The 6831-nt window shown below is 74.2% G+C and carries 4 protein-coding genes and 1 pseudogene; 4 read left to right on the forward strand and 1 reads right to left on the reverse strand.

Annotation, left to right across the window (positions count from 1 at the left end; genetic code table 11):
• Positions 1–18 precede the first annotated feature (18 nt).
• Positions 19–1587: an LCP family protein gene (locus tag E4P41_RS02790; protein WP_245177064.1), complete on the reverse strand. Its 1569-nt coding sequence runs from the start codon at positions 1585–1587 to the stop codon at positions 19–21.
• A 360-nt stretch (positions 1588–1947) separates the two neighbouring features.
• Between E4P41_RS02790 and rfbB the strand changes: the two genes are divergently transcribed.
• The 4 genes and pseudogenes from rfbB to E4P41_RS02810 form a co-directional block, all read left to right on the forward strand.
• The gene (rfbB, locus tag E4P41_RS02795) at positions 1948–2940 is read left to right on the forward strand and encodes a dTDP-glucose 4,6-dehydratase (RefSeq protein WP_135139346.1); all 993 of its coding nucleotides are present in this window, start codon (positions 1948–1950) and stop codon (positions 2938–2940) included.
• Positions 2937–3863 carry a dTDP-4-dehydrorhamnose reductase gene (gene rfbD, locus E4P41_RS02800; RefSeq protein ID WP_209307499.1) on the forward strand — a complete coding sequence of 309 codons (927 nt, stop codon included), beginning with the start codon at positions 2937–2939 and terminating at the stop codon, positions 3861–3863. The genes rfbB and rfbD overlap by 4 nt, the downstream gene beginning before the upstream one ends.
• A 242-nt stretch (positions 3864–4105) precedes the next feature.
• The gene (locus E4P41_RS02805) at positions 4106–4663 is read left to right on the forward strand and encodes a hypothetical protein (RefSeq protein WP_135139347.1); all 558 of its coding nucleotides are present in this window, start codon (positions 4106–4108) and stop codon (positions 4661–4663) included.
• Positions 4660–6831, forward strand: a pseudogene (locus tag E4P41_RS02810) (hypothetical protein); the annotation flags it as partial. The gene E4P41_RS02805 and the pseudogene E4P41_RS02810, both read left to right, overlap by 4 nt.

Raw genomic sequence — 6831 nt, forward strand, 5'->3', positions numbered from 1 at the left:
TCGTGCCCCGCCGCCGGCTCAGTTGATGCAGGTGGTGTCGGCGGCGGTGCGGGCGTCCTCGCCCTCGGCCGGCTCTTCGGGTGCGGGCGGGGTGACGGCCTGGCCGACCTCGGTGAAGTCCGACCCCAGCACCAGGTGCACGGTGCCCGAGGTGGCGTCGTCGCTGACCTCCACGACCGCACCGGGGATGGCGCCGGCGAGCGCGGCGGCCATGGCCTCGTCGCCCGGGGCGTGCCGGACGACGGTGCGCTCGTAGTCGGTGGAGTCGGCGTTGCCGGTCCCGCCGACGACGAACCCGGCGCTCTCCAGCGCACCGGCGGCCTCGGCGGCCAGCCCGGTCACCCCGGAGCCGTTGTAGACGTCGACCGTGACCGCCGACGGAGCGACCGTCTCGGGGGCCTCGGGTGCGGCGTCCTCGGCCGGCGCCTCCCGCTCGGCGGAGAGCTCGGCGAAGAAGTCGTGCAGGGTGTCCTCGTCCTCGAGCCGGAGGATGTAGCGGCCCTGCTCGTCCTCGTCGTCGCCGACGTAGGGAATCGTCTGGAACTCGATGCTGCCGGCGGTCACCGACTGCATCCGCTCGGCCAGGTCGAACAGGTCGAGGCTCTGGTCGATGGTGAGCGACTGCGAGGCGGCCTCCACCAGCTCCCGTTGCTTGCCCAGGTCGAGCAGGACGTCGTCGGAGAGCATCTTCCGCAGCACGCCGGCGATGAAGACCTGCTGACGGACGATCCGGTCGAAGTCACCGCGCGGCAGGCCGTGGCGCTGCCGGACGAACTCCAACGCGTCCGCGCCGCTGATGGTCTGCACGCCGGCGGGGAAGACCGCCCCCGACCAGCGCGAGTCGTCCACGGGCTCGCAGAGGTTGACCTCGACCCCGCCGACGACGGAGCTGAGGTTGAAGAAGCCGAGCAGGTCCACCTCGGCGTAGTGATCGATCTGCAGGCCGGTGAGCCCGCTGATCGTCTGCACGAGCAGCTGGGCGCCGCCGGCCTGCCGCTCCTCGACGGAGGCGCTCTCCGGGGTGTCGGCGTACCCGTAGGCGTAGGCGGCGTTGAGCTTGTCCCAGCCGTAGCCGGGGATCTGCACGTAGGAGTCGCGGGGGAAGGAGACGAAGGAGGCGCGCGAGCCGTCGGCCGGGATGTGCACCAGGATCATCGTGTCGGTGTTGATCCCGGAGTCCGCGCCGGCGTTGAGCTCGGCCAGCTGCTCCTCGCTCAGGTCCGCCCGGCTGTCGTTGCCGACCAGCAGCAGGTTCATCGCCTCCGGCGCCGCGCCGGTCCCGTCGTTGCCCGAGTCGGGGATGGCGTCGGTGCGGTTGACGGTGGCCTCGGCGACCTGACCCAGGTACCACCCCCAGCCGGAGCCGGCGAGCAGGACGACCGAGAGCACCCCGGCGACGGCCCGCGCCACCGTGGCGGCCCGGCCGGTGCGACGCCGCGGGGCGGGGCCCTCCTGCTCGGGTCCGTCGACGGCCTGGTGCCGTGACCGGGAGCGCGAGGAGCCGGAGCGGCCCGCGCGCGGGTCCAGGCGGGCCGGCAGCGGCCGGCCGGCGCCCGACGCGGACGGTCCGGGGGTTCTCGGGCTCACGTGGACGTCCTTCCCTCTGCTCTGGTCCGGGCCGCGGCGGTGGCGACACGTCCCCGCCCGGGGCCCACCCGACCGCCGTCGTCCGGCGGCGGGCAGTGCCGGAGGCTGTTGGCGATGGTAGGTGCCGGACGGCCTCTCCGGCCCGTGCGAGGGGGTCGCACGGGACGGTTGGGACGAACGGGACGCGCCTGCCTGCCGGGACCGGCGCCGGCGGTCGCCCGGGAGCGGCGGACGAGGCCCGGACCGCGGTGCCACCTGCGGCGACGTCGGCCAGGCGGCGCCGGCCACCGTCGGCGGGCACGACACGCCTCGCTCACCGGGTGGATGCCCCGGACGTCCCCCGACGGGAGGATCGGGCTCATGCGCGTGCTCGTCACCGGGGGAGCGGGTTTCATCGGCTCCCACTACGTCCGCACCCTGCTCACCGGGGGCTACCCCGGCTTCGAGGACGCCGTGGTGACCGTTTTCGACAAGCTGACCTACGCCGGCAACCTGGCCAACCTGGCGTCGGTGGCCGACTCGCCCCGCTACCGCTTCGTCCGCGGTGACATCTGCAGCGCCGCCGACCTCGACGCAGCGCTGCCCGGGCACGACGTCGTCCTGAACTTCGCCGCCGAGTCGCACGTCGACCGCTCGATCGCCGGGGCGTCGGAGTTCGTGCTCACCAACGTCCTCGGTGCCCAGCAGGTCTTCGAGGCCGCGCTGCGCCACGGCGTCCGCCGCGTCGTGCACGTGTCCACCGACGAGGTGTACGGCTCGATCGAGGAGGGTTCCTGGACCGAGGACCACGTCCTCGAGCCCAACTCCCCGTACTCCGCGGCCAAGGCGGGCGGCGACCTGGTCGCCCGCGCCTACGCCAAGACCTACGGGCTGGACATCTCGATCACCCGGTGCAGCAACAACTACGGGCCGTACCACTTCCCGGAGAAGGTCATCCCGCTGTTCGTCACCAACCTGCTCGACGGGCAGCGGGTGCCGCTCTACGGCGAGGGCGCCAACGTCCGCGACTGGCTGTTCGTCGACGACCACTGCCGCGGCATCCAGCTCGTCCTGGAGAAGGGCCGGCCGGGCGAGTTCTACAACATCGGCGGAGGCCGCGAGCTGTCCAACCGGGAGCTCACCGAGAAGCTGCTCGAGGCCACCGGCCGTGACTGGAGCTACGTGGAGGAGATCGTCGACCCGCGCGGCGGCGGCCATGACCTGCGCTACTCGGTCGACTACTCCAAGACCGCCGCCCTCGGCTACGCCCCCCGGATGCCCTTCGAGGAGGGGCTGGCGCTCACCGTGCAGTGGTACCGCGACAACCGGGCCTGGTGGGAGCCGCTCAAGGCGGCGGCCACCGTCCGGGCGTGAGCGCCGGCCGCACGGGGGACGCGGCGCCCGTCGCCTGGCTGGTGACCGGCGCACGCGGCCAGCTCGGCGGCGACCTGCGGGCCGTGCTGGCCGGCCGGCCCGGCGACAGCGTCACGGCGCTCGGTCGGGCCGAGCTCGACCTCACCGACGAGCGACGGGTCCGGGACGTCGTCCGCGGCTGGCTGGCCCGGGCGCGCGAGCGGGGGGAACGCCCCGTCGTCCTCAACGCCGCCGCCTACACCGCCGTCGACGCCGCTGAGACCGACGAGACGACGGCGTTGCTGGTCAACGGCCGCGCCCCCGGCTGGCTGGCCGAGGAACTGGCCGGCCACGGCCGATTCGTGCACGTCTCCACCGACTACGTCTTCGACGGCACGGCCACCGAGCCCTATCCGGTGGACGCCCCGGTGGCACCGCGTTCGGCCTACGGCCGGACCAAGGCGGCGGGGGAGCGGGCGGTCGCGGCCGCCGGGGGCGACGCCACCGTCGTCCGGACCGCGTGGGTGTACGGCGCGCACGGTGCCAACTTCGTCCGCACGATGGCCCGCCTCGAGCGGGAGCAGGAGACGGTCCGGGTGGTCGACGACCAGGTCGGTTCGCCGACGTGGGCAGCCGACCTCGCGGCCGGACTGGTCGCCGCCGGGGCCCGCGCGGAGCCGCTGCCGCCGGTGCTGCACTGCGCCAACACGGGGCACGTCTCCTGGCACGGGCTGGCCCGGGCGGTGTTCGCGGGAATCGGGGCGGATCCGGCCCGCGTCATCCCGACGTCCACCGCGGACTTCCCCCGGCCGGCGCCACGCCCGGGCTGGTCGGTCCTCGACCTGTCCACCTGGCTCGCTGCCGGACTGCCGCCCCCCCGGCCCTGGGAGGCCGCGCTGACGGAGTTCCTGACCGCCGTCTGCGGTCGGACGGAACGGCCGTAGCCCGCTCCCGAGACCGCCCGGCACGAACCCCCCGCTTCAGTTGCGCCGCGTGACTGCCGATAACGAGTCGTGACCGGCGTCAGGCGCGCACCACCGCGGCCTGATCGCAGTGCGGCCGACGGAGGTACGGGTGATGGTGTTCAGCTGGCGAGGGGCTTCGGTGTCCCACGGGCGTCGATCGGCCGGGGCGGTCCGGCCCGGTCCCGGAGGCGCCGCGGTCGCCGGGCTCGTGGGTGTCCGCCGTGGCTGACCGGCGTGTCGCCCTGGGGGTGCTGGCGTTGGCCACGGCGGCCGCAGCCGGCGCGGGTGTCGCGCTCGTCGGCCAGGAGGTCGCGCCGACCGTCGACGCCGGCTCCGCGTCCGATCCGGCGCCGACGCCCCCAGCGACCGCAGTCGGCGGGCCCGGGACCGCCGGGCCGGCTGGGACGTCGGCCCCCGTGAACCCCAACCCCATCCCGGAGGACCCGGCGGACGTCGCGACGGACACGGCCGTCCCCGAGGGCGTGTCCGTGCAGATCACGTACGCCACGGTGGACGCGGCGGCAGGCGGCGTCGTCGTGGGCGGTTACGTCGCGGGTGTCATCGAGGACGGCGGCACCTGCCGGCTGGTCCTCGCCCAGGACGGGCAGTCGTTCAGCGCCGAGTCCGAGGGGCTCGCCGACGTCAGCAACACCACCTGCGGCCAGCTCGTCGTGCCCACCGGATCCCTGACCTCGGGCACCTGGGACGCGACCCTCAGCTACTCCTCCCCGGCCGGTGCCGAGCGGGCGGCGTCCACCACCGCGGTGGAGGTGCCGTGAAGCTCCGTCAGCGACCGACCATGGCCCGGGCCGGTGCCGGTGGCCTGCTCCTCGCCGTCGCCGGCCTGCTCGTCGCCCTGGTCGCCGTCGTGACGCCGACCCCGGCAGCCGCCGCGGACCTCCGGGAGTTCGACCCCGGCAACATCATCTCGGACACGGTCTTCTTCGACGCCGGCGCCATGTCGCCCGCCGCCGTGCAGACCTTCCTCTCCGAGAAGGGCGCCCGTTGCGTCCGCGGCAACGACGGCAGCCCGTGTCTCAAGGACTACGTCGGCGCCACGACCAGCTGGGCCCCGTCGAGCTACTGCCCCGGCGGGTACAGCGGATCGGGTGCCGAGAGCGCCGCCATGATCGTCTACAAGGTCGCCCAGGCCTGCGGAGTCAACCCGCAGGTGCTGCTCGTGACGCTGCAGAAGGAGATGGGGTTCGTCCGGACGACGAACCCCACGGCGAAGATGTACGAGCGTGCCATGGGCTACGCGTGCCCGGACGACGGCACGGGCAGGTGCGATCCGGCGTATGCGGGTCTGCAGAACCAGCTGTACCGCGCGGCGAGCCAGTACCAGCGGTACGTGCAGAACCCGACGCGCTACTCGTACCGTGCCGGCGTCGTCAACAACATCCTGTACCACCCGTACAACGACTGCGGCCGGCAGGCCGTCGCCATCCGGAACGGTGCGACCGCGGCGCTGTACAACTACACCCCTTACGTGCCCAACCGCGCTGCGCTGGACGCTGGTTACGGGAGCGGGGACGGCTGCTCCTCCTACGGCAACCGCAACTTCTTCAGCTACTTCACCGACTGGTTCGGTTCCACCCAGTCGTCGGGCAGCGGCGCGATCGCCCTGAAGTACCGGGCCCTCGGCGGGGCCGGGGCGCTCGGTGCGCCGCTCGCGGCGACGGACTGCTCCCTGCCGGACGGGGGCTGTGCGCGCGCCTACCAGCAGGGCTCCATCTACTGGTCCCCTGCGAGCGGGGCGGCGCTGTTGCGGGGCGAGGTCATGTACCGCTGGTGGAGCACCGGCGGCGTCGGCGGGCCCCTCGGCTACCCGGTCGCCGACATCGGTGGCGTCCCCGGCGGGGAGGCCGCCGCCTTCCAGGGCGGGTCGGTCTACTGGTCTCCGGCGACCGGCGCACACGCGGTGACGTCGGAGTTCCTGGCCAACTGGTGGTCCACGGGTGGGGTCACCGGCTCCCTGGGCTTCCCCGTGGCCGACAGCGGTTCGGTCGCCGGCGGCCGGGCAACGGCGTTCCAGGGCGGGTCGATCTACTGGTCCGCCAAGTCCGGGGCGCACTGGCTGGCGGGGGACGTGCTGACCCGGTACTGGGCGCTCGGGTCCACCGGCGGGACGCTCGGTTTCCCGACCAGTGACCTGGCGGGCGTTCCCGGGGGGAGCGCTGCCGTCTTCCAGGGAGGGTCGATGTACTGGTCGGCCGCGACCGGGGCCAGGTTCGTCAGGGGTGCCGACCGGGCCGCCTGGTGGGCGACCGGGGGCGTCAGCGGGCCGCTGGGGTTCCCGGCGGGTGACACGGGTGCGGTCGGGGGCGGGTCGGCGACGGCCTTCCAACGCGGGTCCATCTATGCGTCGCCGGCCACCGGGGCGCGTGTGCTGTCCGGTCCCGTGCTCGTGGAGTACTGGGCGACCGGAGGCCCGGAGGGTTCCCTCGGGTTCCCGGTGGCCGATCAGGGTCCGGTGACCGGGGGGCAGGCGGCGGCGTTCCAGCACGGGTCGGTCTACTGGTCGGCCGGCACGGGCGCGCACGCGGTCACCGGTGCGGCGCTGCCGGCCTACTGGGCGCGGGGTTCGATCACCGGGCCGCTGGGCTTTCCGACCGGGGACACCGCGGAGGTGACCGGCCGGGACGGGGTCCGGGGGCTGGTGAGTCCGTTCGCCGGCGCAACGCTGTACTGGTCGCAGGCGACCCGGGCGCGGGTGGTCTCCGGTGACGTGCTGGCCGGCTACGTGCGGGCGGGGGGTCCCGGCGCGCTCGGGTTCCCGCTGGCCGATCAGGGTCCGGTGACCGGGGGGCAGGCGGCGGCGTTCCAGCACGGGTCGGTCTACTGGTCGGCCGGCACGGGCGCGCACGCGGTCACCGGTGCGGCGCTGCCGGCCTACTGGGCGCGGGGTTCGATCACCGGGCCGCTGGGCTTTCCGACCGGGGACACC

Origin of the sequence: Geodermatophilus sp. DF01-2, assembly GCF_004571065.1 — a bacterium.
GTDB lineage: Bacteria > Actinomycetota > Actinomycetes > Mycobacteriales > Geodermatophilaceae > Geodermatophilus.

Coding starts and splice junctions, on each gene's coding strand:
- rfbB (WP_135139346.1), top strand. CDS start 1,948: ATGCGCGTGCTCGTCACCGGGGGAGCGGGTTTCATCGGCTCCCACTAC.